The 18,085-nt window shown below is 45.0% G+C and carries 11 protein-coding genes; 7 read left to right on the plus strand and 4 right to left on the minus strand.

Translation table 11 applies throughout. The features are described from left to right. Positions 1-6: 6 nt before the first annotated feature. Together ACL9RM_RS15395 and ACL9RM_RS15400 are read left to right on the plus strand one after the other, a co-directional pair. Complete coding sequence (locus tag ACL9RM_RS15395) at positions 7-8,592, plus strand: amino acid adenylation domain-containing protein (RefSeq protein WP_414126401.1); 8,586 nt, start codon at positions 7-9, stop codon at positions 8,590-8,592. After that, positions 8,589-9,470 carry a hypothetical protein gene (locus ACL9RM_RS15400; protein WP_069289636.1) on the plus strand — a complete coding sequence of 294 codons (882 nt, stop codon included), beginning with the start codon at positions 8,589-8,591 and terminating at the stop codon, positions 9,468-9,470. The genes ACL9RM_RS15395 and ACL9RM_RS15400 overlap by 4 nt, the downstream gene beginning before the upstream one ends. A 214-nt stretch (positions 9,471-9,684) precedes the next feature. Here ACL9RM_RS15400 and ACL9RM_RS15405 read toward each other — a convergent pair whose 3' ends face one another. Further along, positions 9,685-9,987, minus strand: coding sequence for a hypothetical protein (locus tag ACL9RM_RS15405; protein ID WP_069289635.1), 303 nt, complete (start codon positions 9,985-9,987; stop codon positions 9,685-9,687). A gap of 292 nt (positions 9,988-10,279) precedes the next feature. Here ACL9RM_RS15405 and ACL9RM_RS15410 point away from each other — a divergent pair, with 292 nt between their 5' ends. The 5 genes from ACL9RM_RS15410 (at position 10,280) to katA (ending at position 15,012) form a co-directional block, all read left to right on the plus strand. After that, the gene (locus ACL9RM_RS15410) at positions 10,280-11,185 is read left to right on the plus strand and encodes an NUDIX hydrolase (protein WP_250261253.1); all 906 of its coding nucleotides are present in this window, start codon (positions 10,280-10,282) and stop codon (positions 11,183-11,185) included. A gap of 28 nt (positions 11,186-11,213) precedes the next feature. Beyond that, on the plus strand, positions 11,214-11,696 hold the full coding sequence (locus tag ACL9RM_RS15415; protein WP_250238945.1) for an NADAR family protein: 483 nt from the start codon (positions 11,214-11,216) through the stop codon (positions 11,694-11,696). Between the two features lie 5 nt (positions 11,697-11,701). Continuing rightward, positions 11,702-12,601, plus strand: a complete 900-nt coding sequence (locus ACL9RM_RS15420; RefSeq protein WP_250268460.1) for a TIGR02452 family protein — start codon at positions 11,702-11,704, stop codon at positions 12,599-12,601. 61 nt (positions 12,602-12,662) lie between these two features. Further along, on the plus strand, positions 12,663-13,265 hold the full coding sequence (gene cysC, locus ACL9RM_RS15425) for an adenylyl-sulfate kinase (RefSeq protein WP_250268459.1): 603 nt from the start codon (positions 12,663-12,665) through the stop codon (positions 13,263-13,265). A 289-nt stretch (positions 13,266-13,554) separates the two neighbouring features. Then, a complete protein-coding gene (gene katA / locus ACL9RM_RS15430) occupies positions 13,555-15,012 on the plus strand; it encodes a catalase KatA (protein ID WP_250268458.1) in 1,458 nt (485 codons plus the stop codon). A gap of 124 nt (positions 15,013-15,136) precedes the next feature. On the opposite strand, the gene ACL9RM_RS15435 is transcribed toward katA, so the two are convergent. The 3 genes from ACL9RM_RS15435 to ACL9RM_RS15445 are packed head-to-tail and all read right to left on the minus strand — an operon-like array spanning position 15,137 to position 18,085. Then, the gene (locus tag ACL9RM_RS15435) at positions 15,137-16,447 is read right to left on the minus strand and encodes an MATE family efflux transporter (protein WP_250268457.1); all 1,311 of its coding nucleotides are present in this window, start codon (positions 16,445-16,447) and stop codon (positions 15,137-15,139) included. After that, positions 16,414-17,256: an ABC transporter ATP-binding protein gene (locus tag ACL9RM_RS15440; RefSeq protein ID WP_250268456.1), complete on the minus strand. Its 843-nt coding sequence runs from the start codon at positions 17,254-17,256 to the stop codon at positions 16,414-16,416. Before ACL9RM_RS15440 ends, ACL9RM_RS15435 begins: the two co-directional genes overlap by 34 nt. Then, entirely contained in the window at positions 17,249-18,085 is an 837-nt protein-coding gene (locus ACL9RM_RS15445) for an ABC transporter ATP-binding protein (RefSeq protein WP_250268455.1), read from the minus strand. Before ACL9RM_RS15445 ends, ACL9RM_RS15440 begins: the two co-directional genes overlap by 8 nt.

The following is an 18,085-nucleotide window of genomic DNA, read 5'->3' on the forward strand; positions in this document are numbered from 1 at the left end:
TAAGTGATGGAATCCGCCAATACATCTAATCAGAGTTGTTCTGATAGACCGCGACGTTACTTGCCTTTATTTTCTCACCATAGTGGAAATGCCGGTCAGCCCGAAGGCCATGATCAAGCGCTTTACAAGATTCGTTTGGGGACGAGACAGGTCAAAACGATTATGGGTTTTGTACAGCATCATCAGCTGGGTATGCCTTCTTTTATAACAGCCATATGGTCCGTACTGTTATCCCATTACGCCAATCAATATGCTCTGCCTGTTTTATATTCCGTGGTATCAGACAAAGAAGGGAAAGGATGTCGTCTGGATTATCCACTACTCATTCATATACAGAAGGAAGATCATCTTCTCTCTTTGATACAAAGGATACAAATGGAATGGAACAAACAACTTAGTAGCGACGAGTGGAGAGAGGATTTTTCGCAGCAAACTAAAGTCGATCCTCTATTAGGGGGGAAGAAGGATTTCTTCAATGTGGGTATCTCAGAAATTTATGATGACTTTCCTTCTCCAAGTTTAAATGCGGAAAAGTCCCCTCCCCTTTATGGTATAGATCAGCCAGAAATCGCGCTCTGCTACCGTTATGGCCCGGATGTATTGGAGTGCGCAATACAGTATGATGGCAGCCGTTTGGGAAAAAGGCAAATCGCTAGATTCGCAGGCCATTTCAAAACACTGCTGGCAAATGCACTCCTTCTTCCGGAGAAGACGGTACTATTTCACCCCATGCTGACCACAAGAGAACGCAGACAGATGCAACAATGGAATGATACGGAACAGTCCTATCCTTTGGATAAAACTGTGGTTCATTTGATCGAGGAGCAGGCTGGCCGAACACCCGATGCAATCGCTTTAGAGTTTGGAGAGCAGAAGCTGACCTACTATGAGTTAAATCACCAGGCAAATCAAATCAGCCGCATGATTTTAGAGTCGTATTCGATACAGGGACATGGCGTTCTGCCGACCGGCACGCTGATTGCCATCGTCTTGGATAGAAGCGCAGATGTAATCCCGTCGATGCTTGGAGTTATGAAAGCGGGCGCTGCTTATCTTCCGATCGATCCCCAATATCCTGGGGAACGGCTGCGATTTATTTTAGAAGATGCACAGGCACAAATGATTATAACGCACAGCCAATTAGTAAGTAGGCTGAATCCATATATTTCTCAAATGGATATGGGAGCACATTCGCTGATTTGTGTGGATAAATGCTTGGTACGGCAGGGCTACTATCCCTACGAAAACTTGAAGATCAAGGTTAAACATAATGATCTGGCTTATGTCATCTACACATCCGGTTCTACTGGAAGACCAAAGGGAACGCTTATTGAACACGCTGGTCTGGTTACGTTGATCCCTTATCTTGTTGAAAAGTTTGGTATCACCTCAGATTCAAGAGTCATGCAATTCGCCTCCATTAGTTTCGACGCTTCGGTCTACGAATGGATCGGCACGCTATCAGTAGGCGGAACAGTGGTTGTTCTGTCAGACGAGGAACTGCCTCCTTATGCAGACATTTCAGATATTCTTGAAGAGAAAAATATCCACATTGCCATGCTGACGCCATCTGTGCTGCGAACGATGAAACATAGGGAACTGCCAAGGTTACGGACAATTGTATCTGCTGGAGAACCCTGTACGTCTGATATTGTAGACTATTGGGGAAGAGGAAGACGATTCGTGAACGCTTACGGGCCGACCGAAGTGACGATTATTTGTTCTACTTCTGTCTGCAGACCAGGGAAAGAAATTACGATCGGCAAATCCGTCTATAACAAACGTTTATTCGTTTTGAATCCATTCGGCAGTCCTGTGCCTGTCGGCGTTCCCGGCGAACTATGGGTGGGCGGTATAGGGCTTGCCAGAGGATATTTGAATCGTGAAGAACTGACTCAGGAACGGTTCGTTCACAAAGAGGTTGTAATCAGCAGTGAAAATCCACCACACAGTGAGCGGTTATATAAAACCGGGGACATTGTGAAATGGACGCCGGGTGGTGAATTGGTATTTATCGGCCGTAGTGATGAACAAATTAAAATCAGAGGGTATCGTATCGAACTGGGTGAAATAGAACATCAGCTCTGCCAACATCCCGACATCGGTCAATGTATCGTTCAAGCCTGGAAAGACGGGTCCTACCATAAACTGGTGGCCTATTATACTGCCGTAGAAGAACTGAAAGAGGCCGATCTGACACAGCACTTAAACTCTGTATTACCAGCTTATATGGTTCCTTCATATTTTTGTTATCTGGAGTCATTTCCAGTAAATACAAACGGAAAAGTCGAACGTGGAGCTCTCCCCGATCCGAGGGGCAACTTATTTATTCAAGCTGATGAAGTAGTGGAAGCAGACGAGGACGGTTTCGAAAAGCGCTTGCTTTGGATTTGGCGGCAGATTTTAAAAAGAGGAGATATCGGGGTTAACGACCATTTTTACGCGGTTGGGGGAGACTCAATTCTTGCCATTCAGGTCGTATCTATGGCCAGGGATCATGGTATCATGCTTACTCCAAGACAAGTTGCGGAGTATCCAACCATTCAGAAATTAGCTGCTGTGGTTACTTGGACAGACAATGATCAAAAGGAAGATCTCAGTGTTGACTTGACAGGCGAATTTGGTTTGACACCGATCCAGCACTGGTTTTTCGAGCAACAGTTTGTAGAGCCGCATTATTTCAACCAATCTCAGCTGTTTGTACTCAGTGATTGTGATGCTGTGAAGCTGGAAACTGCCATTAATCAATTGATTCGATTACATCCAGAGCTTTCAATGGAGATCGTAGTCAAGGAACATGTGTATTCGCAGCGCTACCGAAAGGATGCTTCCATTCAACTGGCTAGCTACACCCTTCAACAAGTCGATTATCCCGAATCCGAAATTTCAAGCATATGTGATACGTGGAACAGACAATTGAATTATGAGACGGGCGCCATGATGTATGCAGGAGTAATTCAAGGTCACCCTGACGGTAAAACCCGTCTGTTTATGACTATACATCATCTAGTCATTGATGGAGTGTCTTGGAGAATATTGGTCCAGGATTTGTATCAATTGTATCAGGGTATAGCGCTGCCTACTGTTTTAAATCCATACAAAAAATGGAATTCTGTATTGATGAGTTATTCTAAACATAAAGATACTTTACGCCATATTGAATATTGGAAAAAGGTGCAGCATCAAACCGCAGCATTTGTGCTGCCAGTGGACCATTCCCCGGCTCGTAAAAAGAGCAGTGAATCTTCGGAATGGGTTACGATGCTTACTCCAGACGATACGGAACTGCTTTTGTACCATTGCTCCCAAGCTTACCATACCGAGATTAACGACCTGCTACTTACAGCCTGGTCCCTGGCGCTCTCCGCTTGGTCTGGGCAGAAGACGATTGCGTTTCGCTTAGAAGGTCATGGACGTGAGCACTTTGTATCCGATATAGATCTGACAAGAACCATCGGTTGGTTTACCTCCATGTTTCCGGTATGCATTCAGATTACGGACAATTCCCCCTTGGGAGCGACGATTAAATCTGTCAAAGAGCAGTTGCGTTGTATTCCTCACCGCGGCATGTCATATGGCGCTTTGAGATACTGCCATCCGAATACAGAAGTCCGTTCCGAGTTATCAGCTTCTGAACCTCAGGTTCTTTTCAATTACTTGGGCCAGTTTGATCAGGGGAATGCGAGCGAATTAAACCAGTGGTTAGGGTTTACAAGTGACGCAGCACAGGATTATAGCTCGCCGCTTAATCATGGAACAAGCCTATTGGAACTCAACTGTTCCATTGTTCATGGCAAGCTGCATTTGTTTATGAAATATAGCAAACGTCACTATGAAGAAGCCACCATTACTCAGTTGTTAGATACTTTTATAACACGTTTGCTTGCTATTATCGAACATTGCAGCCGGACTGAACACCAAGAGTTCACACCTAGTGATTTTCCATCAGTGTCACTGGAACAGCATTCGCTCGACCAGATCGTAAAGACATATCATTGGCAATTTGGTTTGGATAAAATGATGTACCTAAGTCCCTTACAAGAAGGACTGCTGTTCCATTATTTAGATCATCCTAGTTCCGATCAATACTTTGTGCAGGTTAGTTGGAAATATCATGGCAGGCTAGAGGTAGATCGTTACCGGGAAGCCTGGAACAGCATCATTTCTGAAAATGATAGCTTGCGGACTTGCTACATTTGGGAGGCGTTGGACAAGCCCATACAATGTATTGTCCGAAATGTAGAATGGGATTGGACATTTTTGGATTTTGAAGCAGAGCAACCAGAGCAGCAACAGGAGTGTATCGAACGCTGGATGACAATGGATCGTAATCGCCGTTTTGATCTGAGTCAGCCTGCTTTCCGCATAACACTGATTCAGACCGCTTCGAATGAATGGACGATGATCTGGAGTTACCATCATATTTTGCTGGACGGTTGGAGCCTGCCGCTACTACTGAATCGGGTTCATGAGCTCTATGCTTGTAGCCTGCAAAACCGGATGCCACAGCGCAGCTTGACCCGTTCTTTTGAAACTTATATTCGTTGGTTAAACAATAAGGATCGCACAGAGGCCGAGTCATTCTGGAAGGCATATTTGGCTGACGTAACGGAGCCGACCCATCTGCCGATTGAGAAGGGCATACTTCCCGATGTACATCAACCGATTGAGAACCAGCAGATCGAGACTTTTTGTATCGATTCGAGACGAACCAAGCGGATCACTGATTTTGTACAGAAAGCACAAGTTTCGCTAAATACGTTGGTGCAGTTCGCATGGGGCAAAGTGCTACAAGTCTATCAAGATGCGGATACAACCGTATTTGGCATGGTCGTGTCCGGGAGGGGATCGGATCTTGCACAATCGGATCGGATCACGGGTATGCTGATTAATACGTTACCTTTGGTCATGCACTGGAATGTGGAGCAAACCATCACTGAATATGTACAAAAGCTGCACCAAACCATTCAGAAACTAAACGACTACAGCTATGTGAGCCTGAACGAACTGAAGAGCTGGTCTGGTATTCAAGGACATGTCATGTTTTACAGCATCGTGGCATTCGAAAATTATTTGAACGACTATCGGCAGCCTGAAAATGAATTGAAGATGTCAGCTATGGAGGAACGAGAGAAAACAAATTATCCAATGACGATCACCGTTGCCAATGACGGGGAACAGATCACCATCAAGTTTATGTATGATGCAGATCGACTGAAACAAGAAACGGTTTGCCGACTGGCAGAGCATCTGCTAAATACGGTGCAATATGTGTTGGAATATCCGAATCACACCGTCGGAGACGTTTGCTTTATGAACAAGGATGAATATGATCGAATCGTCTATGACTGGAACAATACGTATACAGCATATCCCAGAGAACGTTCAATTGTTGATTTAGTCCAGGAGCAAGCGAAACTACGGCCTATGCAGCCGGCAGTAATTGCACACAATCAGGTTATGTCCTACCACAGCCTTAACCTCATGTCCCAGCACATTGCCAAGATGTTAACGGATGATGCTAATGACAACAATCATGGAAAGTTTATCGGAGTTTACTTGCCGCGCTCTCTTGAATTCATTGTCTCCATCCTGGCGATCATGAAAGCGGGATATGCCTATGTTCCCATTGACCCCGATTCTCCGGCAGCAAGAACCCATGAATTAATCAAGGACGCTGGACTGGACACCATCCTCACTTCACAGGAAGGAGCGGAACGTATCTCGGAAGCCAGTAGGGGAATCCATTTAATATTAATTGATACAGAGCATTTTGACCAAAATGGAGTGGTGAAACAAGAAGAGAAGGAGAACATGATTGCTCCCAATGACCTTGCTTATCTAATGTATACATCAGGATCGACAGGAAAACCGAAAGGCGTTATGGTGGAACATCGCAGTGTTATTCGCTTGGTCAAAAACACCTCTTATTTCCCGTTTTCCTCTGATATCAGATTGCTCTATACGGGTTCGCCTGTTTTTGACGCTTCTACGTTTGAAATTTGGGGGACGTTGCTGAATGGAGGACAGCTGTTTGTAGTTTCAAAAGATGATCTTCTAAATATCCATGTGCTGGAGCAGCGGATGAAGGAGTGGAGAATTAATACACTATGGCTAAGTTCCGCACTGTGTAATCACTGGATTGAAGAAAATGAAAAGATATTTGCTGGACTCCAATGGTTGCTCATAGGTGGAGAAATTTTGTCAGTTAAGCATATAAATCGTATCCGGCTTGCCTATCCGGAACTTTCGATTCTCAATGTATACGGTCCTACGGAGAACACCACCTTTTCAACGAGCTACCGGATCGAAAAGCCTTTTGAGCAGAATATTCCTATTGGCAAGCCCATTAGTAACTCAACTTGTTATATTCTGGACAAGTGGGGTCGTGTTCAGCCTGTCGGAGCAATCGGGGAATTATGCGTGGGGGGAGACGGGGTTGCAAGGGGGTATTGGCGGCAAAACCAATTGACACAGCATGCGTTTGCACCGAATCCATATCGCTCTGCCAAAGATGGTGAAAGAGGTACAAATTTAATTCTATACCGTACGGGAGATCGGGCGAGATGGCTACCAGACGGGAATATCGAGTATATTGGACGGGCTGACGATCAGGTAAAACTACGTGGCTATCGAATCGAACTTGGAGAAGTCGAGTTCCGTCTTAGCAGCTATCCTGTAGTGAAAGAATGTCTGGCCTTTGTCCGGGAGGTTCATGGCGATTTGCGAATGATCGCTTACTATACAGCGGAAGAGGAGCAACGAGTGGAGCAGCTTCATACTTTTATGGCTGAAGGTCTTCCATCTTATATGATACCGTTTCGTTACGTTTGGCTGAAATCGTTCCCATTAACGGCTAACGGAAAAATCGATCGCAAAAAGCTTCCTTTACCTGAAATCCATAGTAGTGATAGAGAAGTAAATGCTGGATCGAAGACTGAATTGGAACAAACAATAGAAGAAGTTTGGGGCATGGTTCTGAAGCTAGATTACATTGGCAAAAATGAAGACTTTCATACGTTGGGAGGACATTCGCTCCATGCGCTACGCATAGCCAGCCTGCTGCAAAAAAGCGGATATCCGGTTACGGTCAACCAAATATTTCGCGAACAGACGATCGAACGTTTGGCTCTCTCATTGAGTAATGCAATGACGGATACAGCACTTGGCCTTTGTCCGAATATGGATATCCCATATATTCAGTCCATAAGAAAAGCATATCCAGATGACGGATTTCCGCTGTCTGCTGTACAAAAACGTTTTTTTCAAAGAGATCTCGTGAATCGTAACATGTTTAATGTACCTTACCTGGCCCGGCTCAAAAATTGCATCCCTACAGAATTGCTGAACACGTCGCTTGAGTCACTATTGAACAAACATGCGGCTTTGCGACTATCCTTTGCTCAACTGGAAGATGATGAATGGTATCAGTTTGAGCAGAAAATAAGTGTAGAACAGGTAGTCTCTTACGTGGATTTGCACATGGTCTCGGGATCACATGACGCCTACATTTCGGAATACTGCTCGAAAGTGCAGCGTGAATTCGATATCAAAGAAGGACCCTTATGGAAAGTTGTGTTGTTTGACCATTATTGCGAAGAGAGACAACAGGTGATATTACTTCTGTTCCATCATTTAATTTTTGACGGGATTTCCATAAACATTTTTTTAGAAGAGTTGAGACATCTTCTCCTGCCGGGAAAAGGGAATGATCTGGCGTTACATGCGGAGGAGGAGGGAAGCAGTTATCGGGATTGGTGCATGGCGTTGACCCAATATGCGGTGAAAGACTTTTTTCCTAAAGCATCCACTTTCTGGAGTAAGGTTGTGGAAGACGGCCAATCTTTACAGGTTGACACGGAATCGGAGATACAGCCACTTCATCGCCACATGAGAACTATAACGTATGATTTACTTGAAGGAGAGGAGCATATTCTTCTTCTAAAAGCATTGGCTGTAAAGCACCATACTACGCCACTGAGCATCTTACTGACGGCATTGTCACAGGCTTGTTTCCAATTGAAAAAGCAATCAGATTTGCTGCTGCATGTGATGTCTTATCAACGTGAGTCCTTTTTGCCGGGTATTGTGATTGATCGTACAATTGGTTTTTTCGCCGGAGCATATCCCCTTCGAATTCAGATCTCGGAAGGAGAACTGTCCGACAATTGGGAAATGGCACTGGGACATGTCGTACACACGTTGCGGCATATTCCATCTGAAGGCATGGATTACTTTATTTTACGCCATTTGATACAGAATATTTATCCAAATACGGAACCACTAAAGGACGAAACACACATGCTTTTCCATTACCAATCAGAGGAAATGAATGGGATAGCCGATGAGTTGTACGAGCCTTTATCCATTTCTTACGGAAATACGAACGCCGCAGACAATCCCTCTGCTTACAAGCTAAATATAACAGCAGGTCTTAGACGCGATAGATTAAGTTTAACCTGCTATTATAGTTCACTACATTATAAGGATCAGACGATCGCTGAACTAATACGCTTCATAAGCGAACATCTGTGCGAAAGCATCGGTGTTCGCCCATATACCATGATAGGGGAGGGGAGCTTCAGGTTATGAAAGTATATGAATTTTGCCCATTTTTCAATGAAAATCGCATTGCAGATATTAAAATAAAAGAAAATGCCGGCTGGATTGACGAGCTGCACGTGATCGAAGCCAACAAGACGTTCAGTTATTTGGATAAGCCCTGCAACTTTAATCCAGATTATGTTGGTCCCAAGGTGATTCATCATCCATTTCACGCGGATCAACTGTTTCGTGAACCTGAGAAGCACTCATTGTACTTCGATGTGGATAGCTGCGGCGCAGATAACTTTGACCGCTGGTACTGGCGTCTGCTCAGCTATAACAGTGCGTTTCATAATGAGGCTTGCCAAAGAAACAGAAGTACCTCTATCTTACAGGATAAAGTTAAAGACGATGATGTGATCATTTTGGCTGATTTTGATGAGATCATTGACAGTCGGATGGCGGATCGTATTGTTTCGGAAGTGAAGAAACATCAAGTTATTACAATTAAAATGCACTATTCTGTATTCTTCCTGAATCTTTTTTGCCAATCTAATCACGGTGCTCCTCATTGGAGCTACCGCGTGTTCGCCATGACCGGCCGGTACTTCAAAAGTATGCCTTTCTCACCCGACTATCTCAGGAAGAAGGGAATTGCTGAAGCGTTATATCATGACATTTATTGTCTGGAGGAGCCAGCTGGATTCCACCATTCATGGCTTGAATATCAGAAAACCGCGCTTCCCAAACTGCAAGCTTTTGCTGCCAATGTAGAAGATAAAAGTATATTAAATGCAGAGTATATTGATCAATGCTTACATGATAAAAAGCTGTACTATATCGATACCGAACTTTATGTTGATAACTCAAAATCGTTTTTGAGCAGTCTACAGGAACTTGAAACAGATGATCTTTGGTATAAGTAAAGGAAGTTAGATTAGCTGCCTGAGAAACCCGGTTCACACAAGATCAGGGTTTCTCTTTTGCTTTTTTTCAAGCTATAAGGGGGAGCTACGCCAATTGGGAGGAGTAAAGCGAAAAGAAATCAAATAAAACTGCCGACGAGATCGGCAGTTTAGTTTAAGGATCTTCTGATGATCAGGTTATTCATCGGAAGGTTATTTTGCTATGTAATCAGAATCAATAGTAGCTGTTTGAATTCAATGAACTTATGATAGCAGGCAACAGAGCAACAGCCATAATGATATAGATCACAATTACAATAGCTGCCCAAAGAAGGCCTGCTTTAGCATAGTTAGCTTTGCTCGGATTAGTCGAGCCGCTAAATGCCCACACAAACAGCATAATAAGTCCAACTACCGGTATAGCCATCAGAAGTAAACTGATCATCCACTCCTTGAATGATACAGGAGGCGGGTAAACAGGGGCTGGTCTGGATGGTGCTCCTTGCTGATTGAATTGCGGATTAAACTGGTTAGACAATTAGATCTTCTCCCTACGTGATTAGTATGTTGTGTTTCCTATATTGACCAAAACATCATACATGATATGACAATAAGCAACAAGTGAAATTCAGTAAACAGTCTAATAGTACTATCAAATGATTAAAAATAGGACTATACACCCTATTGACGAAGCAGTTTTTATATATTACTGTATTGATATTAACATTTTGTTTTTATCAATTGATTCAAATTAAAAGTTACATAGAGCATTCGTCACTTTTGAATTAAAAGCGACAAATGACCCATATATGAACAGGTAGGTGAGGCAAGTGACAGATGGATCGAAACATAATCACAGTGGCTTGACGGAAGAGGAGTTCTTAGCCCTGTATGATGCGAATGAATATGAGCGCCCATCCGTAACGGTAGATATGCTGCTATTTACGGTAATGGATCAGCTCCAACAAAATTATCGGAAGCTGCCTGAGAAGACCCTCCAGCTTCTTTTGATCCAAAGAGGGGAGCACCCTTATATAGGGCAATGGGCGTTGCCGGGGGGGTTTGTAGGTATAGATGAAAGTCTGGAAGAGGCTGCGCGACGCGAGCTTAAAACGGAAACGAATGTGGATCAGATTTATATGGAGCAGCTATATACTTGGGGAGATGTGGCACGTGATCCTCGTATGCGGGTAATCAGCTGCGCTTACATGGCATTGGTGGATCACGATTCCTTGGAGGTACAGGCGGGGGATGATGCCGATGATGCCCAGTGGTTTGAGCTGGATTACAGCGTAGCTCAGGAAACGCGGACGAAGCAGCCGGAAGGTTACACATGGGAGCAAGACATTGAAATCACATTGAAGCATGGGGACATCCATCTGTCAGCCAAAGTAAAAATAACTGAAATTCTTAAGGGAAGAACTATTGAAATCAAGCGAGAGGTGCTTGAGTCACAAGGAATTGCTTTTGATCATGCCAAAATTATTGCGTACGGTATAGAGCGTCTGCGCAGCAAAATAGAATACACAGATATCGCATTTCACCTGATGCCAGCTCTATTTACACTGAGTGAGCTTCAGCAGGTGTATGAAATTATTCTAGGTAAGGAGCTGTTGGCCGCAGCCTTTCGTCGCAAAATAGCTGATCTCGTGGAAGAAACCAATGAGTATAGAAAGGCGGCTGGACATCGTCCGTCCAAGTTATACCGATTTAAGCCTCGGGCGCGTTTTATGTAGCATAAGGAATATGAAATGAGGAATCTTCATGGAAAAGTTTACATTTTTTTATCGCAGTCATTCGCCATTTTCGCAATGGTATCCTTCTGATTTTGTCGTGGATGGATTGGAGTTTAACTGTGCCGAGCAATATATGATGTTGAAAAAAGCACAGCTTTTTGGGGATGAAGAGGCGGCCCTGAAAATTATGCAAGCACCTACCCCAAGGGAGCAAAAAGCCCGTGGCCGCAGTGTGCGCGGATTTGACCAATCCTTGTGGGAGGCCAATTGCCGGCAATTTGTATATGACGGTAATTACGCCAAGTTTACACAAAATCCGAATTTGCTCAAGCACCTGCTTAAAACGAAAGGAACCACTCTGGTTGAGGCTAGTCCGACCGACACCATTTGGGGTGTAGGCTTAGCTGAGAGCGATGCTCGTATACGGAACCGCAAGCTATGGCGTGGCACGAACTGGCTAGGAGAAATATTGACGAATTTACGTGAGGATGTATTGCAAAAGGAGGTATAGTCACCATGAGAAATACAATGAATTCCCGGAGTAACCGGGATGCACGATCACATATGGCGCAGGAGACACTATCCATTTTGGAGAATGGATATTACACGAATATCAAACAGGTTCAAGTAAATATGACAAAAGAGATAGGAAATGCGGTCACAGGCTCGAAGTTATATACACCTTCTCAACTGGTAGCTGTAAAGCAAGAAACAGAGCAAAGAATAAAAAGTATATGGGGGCCTTCTTCCCGCATAGAAGAACAGACGATTATTGCAAAATTGGAAATTACGGGAGAAAGCACGTTACAGGCGGCATACAGACTCCAGGTAGAGGAGAAGCTGACCCACGTGGCGTGTTTGAATTTTGCATCAGCTAAAAACCCGGGAGGTGGATTTCTCGGAGGCAGCCAGGCTCAAGAAGAAAGCTTGGCTCGTTCGTCAGCGTTATATCCTTGCATTTCACAAATGGAAGAGATGTATGGACATAATCGGAAGCTGCGGAGCTGTTTTTATTCAGATTATATGATTTATTCGCCTGAAGTTCCGGTATTTCGGGATGATCAGGGAACATTGTTGGAGAAGCCATATCAAGTCGACTTCCTGACTGCACCTGCTGTAAATGCTGGAGTTGTGCGAGAACGGGAGCCAGAGCAGGTGAATCGGATTGGGGAAGTGATGCTGGAGCGGATCCGTTACGTTTTTGGAATGGCTAAGCAAAACGGCGTAGAACATCTTGTGCTGGGAGCCTATGGTTGCGGAGTATTTCGCAATAAGCCAGAAGAGGTTGCCCTCTGGTTCAAGCAAGTGCTTGTAGATGAAGGATATGGTTTGCTGTTTGACCGGATTGTTTTTGCAGTGTTGGATCACAAAGCAGACCAACATACTTTAAACAGCTTTAAAAATGTTCTTTCTTGAAGTGAAGGCAGTGCATAAAAACTGTTTTACTATAATATTCCATGAAAAAGGAAGGTGCTGAATGAATCCATCTTCGAATATAACCTGGCATGTGTCCGATATTGATAAGCAAGCGCGTCAGCTTTTGAATGGCCATAAAAGTCCGGTACTTTGGTTTACAGGGCTGTCTGGTTCGGGAAAATCAACGGTATCCTCCACACTTGAAAAAGCGTTATACGCACGAGGCATACACACGTTTATTTTGGATGGAGATAATGTTCGGCACGGTTTAAATCAGAATCTAGGTTTCCTGCCCGCTGACCGTAAAGAAAATATCCGCCGTATTGCTGAAGTTGCAAAGCTAATGGCACATGCGGGTGTTCTAACGATTTGCGCCACCATTTCCCCTTATCGTGAAGATCGTGAAATGGTAAAGGAGATTTTACAGCAGGAAGGTTGCTATGAGATTTATATACAGTGCAGCCTGGAGGAATGTGAGCGACGCGATCCAAAAGGAATGTACAAGAAAGCGCGTGCCGGAGAAATTCATCATTTTACGGGGGTTGATGCTCCCTATGAAGCACCGCTGGAACCTGATCTAATCGTATCCACTGAAGGTCGGGAGATGACCCAGTCGGTTCAGGATATCTTGGATTTTCTTGATAGGAAGCAGCTGCTATTATGATTTAATGATGAATTCTACATGAATATTGTCTGAAAGCCTCAATGGCAAAACTTCGAGAAGTGATCAAAGTAATCATTATAGAAAGTAAAAATGAAACATATATATTGGTGAATAAATACAGTACTGCATTTACGGCAAGCCTTATGGGGCTTGCTTTTTTATTTATGATTTTAAACTAATTCTAAATCCTAGATTATAATAATTATAAAAAAGTATTGATTTTTGTTTGTGCACAATTTATAGTGAAAGGCACATAGTTAACCAATTCATTCAAGAGGTGATTTCAATCATGAGTAACCAACCAACGAACCTGACTACAAGCTGGGGCGCTCCTGTTGGAGATAATCAAAATTCGATCACAGCAGGCTCACGGGGTCCCACACTAATTCAGGATGTGCATCTGCTGGAGAAGCTGGCGCATTTTAACCGGGAGCGTGTGCCGGAACGTGTCGTTCATGCAAAAGGTGCAGGGGCGCACGGATATTTTGAAGTCACTAATGATTTGTCTGCATATACAAAAGCAAGCTTCTTGTCTGAAGTGGGCAAGCGTACACCGATGTTTATCCGTTTTTCTACTGTGGCGGGTGAGCTGGGCTCGTCCGATACTGTACGCGACCCACGTGGTTTTGCGGTGAAGTTTTATACAGAAGAAGGCAACTATGATCTCGTGGGCAATAATACACCTGTGTTTTTTATTCGGGATGCCATTAAATTTCCTGACTTTATTCATACGCAAAAACGTCATCCCCAAACCCATCTGAAAAACCCGAATGCGGTCTGGGATTTCTGGTCCTTATCTCCTGAATCGCTGCATCAGGTAAGTATCCTTATGTCTGACCGCGGTATTCCAGCTACACTTAGACATATGCATGGTTTCGGTAGTCACACGTTCAAGTGGGTAAATGCCGAAGGACAGGCAGTATGGGTGAAATATCATTTTAAAACGGAGCAAGGTGTGCAAAATCTTGATGTGGATTTGGCTGCGAAAATTGCCGGTGAAAATCCTGATTATCATACAGAAGACTTGTTTAATGCCATCAAAAAAGGTGATTTTCCTGCATGGAAACTTCATGTGCAGATTATGCCGGTAGAAGATGCAGATACGTACCGCTTTGATCCATTTGATGTGACAAAAGTATGGTCTCAAAAGGATTATCCGCTGATTGAGGTTGGGCGCATGGTGCTGAATCGTAATCCTGAGAACTACTTTGCTGAGGTAGAGCAGGCGACATTCTCTCCGGGTTCATTTGTTCCTGGAATTGAAGCATCCCCGGATAAAATGCTGCAAGGACGCCTGTTTGCCTACGGCGACGCACATCGCTACCGTGTAGGTGCAAATCATAATTCGTTGCCGATCAACCGTCCGCATGCAGAAGTACACAACTACCAACGCGATGGTGCATTACGTAGTGACAGCAATGGCGGAGGATCTGTTTATTACGAGCCTAATAGTCTCGGTGGACCCAAAGAATCACCTGCGCACAAAATTGCTCCTTTTGAAGTGTCTGGCGAGGCTCAAAGTGTAGCCTACGATCATCACGATCACTACACACAGCCAGGGGATCTGTACCGCTTGCTCAGTGAAGAAGAGCGTTCACGTCTGGTTCGAAACATCGTAAATGCGATGAAGCCCGTAGAAAGTGATGAAATCAAACTGCGTCAGATCGGTCATTTTTATAAAGCTGATCCTGAATATGGACGTCGTGTAGCGGATGGTCTGGGCTTGACCGTTCCACAAGGCGAGTAATAGGATTTTGCAAACTTCTAATCTGATAAACCCGTATGAATAAATAATAAAAGGATGTCCCAACACCACGTACATGGTGGATGGGACATCCTTTGTTTTTGAGAGCGATATAAATCAGGTGCTATTATATCCTCTGCAAGCGAGGTAAATAGATTACAAGAAACAGTGACCGTCCTAGTGCAAACACGATAAAGGACAGCCAAAGTCCGTGATTCCCATAATGGGGAACGCACCAGAAGAGAGCGATCAAAAAGCAGAGCAATGAGATCAGCATCGAATTACGAATCGGATACGTTACTGTCATTCCTGTAAACACACCATAGAACACCAGTCCCAGCCCGGCTGCCAGCGGAAAGACCACAAGCCATCCATTATAAGGGCCTGTAAGGCTAATCACTGTAGCATTATCCGTAAATAGCGAGATAAGCGGCTCTTTCAGTGCGAAATACAATCCTCCCGTCACTACGCTGGTCACCAGTGTCCAGAACCAGGACAAGTGAATAACCCTTTGCAGCATTTTACGATCCCCGGCACCCCTAGCCTGACCCGTCATAATGCTACTGGCGTTGGCGAACCCATCAAAAAAGTAAGCCATAATATAATGGATCTGCAACAAAATAGCGTTCGCCGCCAACTGATCGGTTCCAAAGCTCGCACTGCGCGCCGTAAACAGATTAAACATCGTCAGCAGACAGGCTGTACGGATCATAAGATCAAGGTTTGTTGCCATGACACTTTTCAACTCTGAGGCTCCAAACCAACCTCGCCAATTCATCTGTCCGCTTTGCTTCCATTCTCTCCAAATCGATGAGCGGAACACCAGAACTAGACCCAATATACATGCAAGAGCCTCCGCAATCAGAGTAGCGCTTGCTACACCAGTGACATTCCAATGCATCATCTGTGTAAATACAATAGCTAATACCATATTGATTACGTTCATTGAAATTTGCAAAAATAATGTAGCCTTCACACGGGATAATCCCATCAGCCAGCCAAGCAGCACATAGTTCACCAATGTAAGAGGGGCTCCCCAAATACGAATGTTAAAATAAATTGCTGCCTGTGCCGCCACATCCTGAGCCGGATGGATTAGCTGAAGAGAAGCTAGCAGAATTGGCTTTTGTAACACAATGAATACCGCACCAATGAGTAGAGCAATGGCCAGTGGGCGCATGAGAGCAGCTATGCTCTGGTCGTTATTTTGTGCCCCCGCGGCTTGTGCCGTGAAAGCTGATGTACTGACTCGCAGGAAGCCAAACAGCCAATATAAAGTATTGAAAATAAGAGTGCCCACCGCTACACCGCCTAAATACGCGGAATGGCTCAAATGACCGATTACAGCTGTATCCACCGCACCGAGCAGCGGGGTTGTAATCGTCGAAATAATTAAAGGGATAGCTAAAGCAAGATAGGCTCGGTGGGAAGGCAACATGTTGAAAAAACCTCCAGTAATGATTGTGTATAAGGATGGCGATCCGAATGAAATAATGCTTCCTTGGGAAAATGCTCAAGCACACTGCCTTCTTTCATGACCATGATTCGATCACTCATAAAGTGCACAGCCGCCAGATCATGTGAGATAAACAGATAAGCCAGTCCTAGCTCATCCTGCAAATCCTTGAGCAGATTTAAAACGGTAGCTTGTGTAGTCACATCCAAACTAGCCGTTGGCTCGTCCAATACGATAAAATCCGGCTCTGTGCTGATGGCACGTGCGATGGTTACACGCTGCTTTTCCCCACCGCTGAGCTGATGTGGAAACTTGTCCAGATAGCTGGCTGGAAGCTTTACCATATCAAGCAAATGTTCTGCTATATCCCGACGTTCTAAGGACATACCCGCCATAAAGGAAGGAACATAGTACTTAAGCTGGTCCAGTGGCTCCAGCAGGGAGTGCAGGATGGTTAGTCTGGGGTTCAAAGCCGCAGATGGATGTTGAAATACTGCACCCAGCCTGCTGCGAATCCGTTTTAATTCGCTCCGCTTTAGCCCTCGGATAGACTGTCCATCCAGTCTAAGCTCACCTTGATCAAATGGGTCCAAAGTCAAAATACAGCGAGCGAGTGTACTTTTCCCACTGCCGCTTTCCCCGACGATACCCAGACATTCTCGGGGGGAGATCGTCAGAGCAACATCTTGCAGCACCGTTTTGCCTCCAGCGTAAGCCTTCGTCAAACCGGAGACGGTCACGACAGGATTAGACGTGTCTTGCCGCTGAGCGCAGGTGGCTTGGTTATCCATGTAAAGCGCTCCTTTCCATTGCGTTCTGTTCTTCAGTGCTGTTGTAAGGTAAACGTGCTGGAGCGCCCGGAGACAGCGGCGGAATAGCCGCCAGTAGACGACGAGTATACGGGTGGTTCGGATGGTTCAGCACCGCTTGCGTGTCACCTATTTCAACCAGTGAACCTTCGCGCATCACTGCGATTCGATCTGCATACTTGCGTACATGACGCAGGTCGTGAGTGATCCACAAGACGGAAATACCCGTCTCCGTCCGGATTTGGTCAATGAGTTGGAGCACTCGATGAGCTGTGAGCGTATCCAGCGCTGTTGTAGGCTCGTCGGCAATAAGCAACTTCGGCTCCAGCAGTAGTGCAGCCGCAATAGCTGCCCGTTGCAATTGACCGCCGCTGAGCTGGAACGGATAGCTGCGGTACACACGCTTGGCGGGAAGCTGTACGCGCTCCAGCACCTCGATACAGCGCTGTTTGCGCGCCTTGCGATCTTGTTTGCCATGGGCGCGCATCAGCTCGTCCAGTTGGCTGCCTAGACGCAGAAAGGGGGTGAAAGCCCCGTGGTAGTCTTGAAAAATGTAAGATATTTCACTACCCAGCAAAGAACGTCGTTGTTTAGCGGATAGGGCTAGCAAATTATTGTCCTTCCACGCAATGATTCCTTCCGCTGTAACAGAAGAGGGGAGAAGGCCGCCGATAGCGAACGCCGTCATGCTTTTGCCGCTACCGCTTTCGCCGGCTAGAGCACACCATTCCCCCGGACGAATGGCAAGCTCCAGTTGCTCTACAATCGTTTTTACATTTGTCCGAATCGTTAAGCCTTCAATAGTCAGCAT

The organism is Paenibacillus sp. S29 (genome assembly GCF_049319765.1).
Lineage (GTDB): Bacteria > Bacillota > Bacilli > Paenibacillales > Paenibacillaceae > Paenibacillus > Paenibacillus polymyxa_B.

What these genes read in the sequence shown, in the direction of transcription:
- ACL9RM_RS15440 (WP_250268456.1), bottom strand. Translation starts at nt 17,256, where the DNA reads ATGGATAACCAAGCCACCTGCGCTCAGCGGCAAGACACGTCTAATCCT.
- ACL9RM_RS15395 (WP_414126401.1), top strand. Translation starts at nt 7, where the DNA reads ATGGAATCCGCCAATACATCTAATCAGAGTTGTTCTGATAGACCGCGA.
- cysC (WP_250268459.1), top strand. Translation starts at nt 12,663, where the DNA reads ATGAATCCATCTTCGAATATAACCTGGCATGTGTCCGATATTGATAAG.
- katA (WP_250268458.1), top strand. Translation starts at nt 13,555, where the DNA reads ATGAGTAACCAACCAACGAACCTGACTACAAGCTGGGGCGCTCCTGTT.
- ACL9RM_RS15435 (WP_250268457.1), bottom strand. Translation starts at nt 16,447, where the DNA reads ATGTTGCCTTCCCACCGAGCCTATCTTGCTTTAGCTATCCCTTTAATT.
- ACL9RM_RS15415 (WP_250238945.1), top strand. Translation starts at nt 11,214, where the DNA reads ATGGAAAAGTTTACATTTTTTTATCGCAGTCATTCGCCATTTTCGCAA.
- ACL9RM_RS15420 (WP_250268460.1), top strand. Translation starts at nt 11,702, where the DNA reads ATGAGAAATACAATGAATTCCCGGAGTAACCGGGATGCACGATCACAT.
- ACL9RM_RS15400 (WP_069289636.1), top strand. Translation starts at nt 8,589, where the DNA reads ATGAAAGTATATGAATTTTGCCCATTTTTCAATGAAAATCGCATTGCA.
- ACL9RM_RS15445 (WP_250268455.1), bottom strand. Translation starts at nt 18,085, where the DNA reads ATGCTGACTATTGAAGGCTTAACGATTCGGACAAATGTAAAAACGATT.